The 230-nt window shown below is 45.2% G+C and carries 1 pseudogene; it reads right to left on the bottom strand.

From position 1 onward, the window contains the following. Nucleotides 1-230 (bottom strand): annotated as a pseudogene (locus KVT38_RS34405) (SF0329 family protein); the annotation flags it as partial.

Consider the following 230-nt stretch of genomic DNA (forward strand, 5'->3'; position numbering starts at 1 on the left):
TAGCCACGGCGATAAAATTCGATTTTCTTAACGCAACCTGTGCTGACAAAAGCGCTTTGGCCTGCTCCGTACTTTTTCTGCTTCTGGCCATGACGATTAAACGATCTTCCGGCACGGACCCCTTTGTATTTTTTCTGATCGCTTCAATGTCTTCTTTGCTGAACGGAATTTGGATATCCGGGTCGTTCTTAATTTCCAGATTCGTTTGATACCATCTGAGCGCGTTCGTT

This window comes from Cohnella sp. GbtcB17 (assembly GCF_019091135.1).
Classification (GTDB): Bacteria; Bacillota; Bacilli; order Paenibacillales; family Paenibacillaceae; genus Cohnella.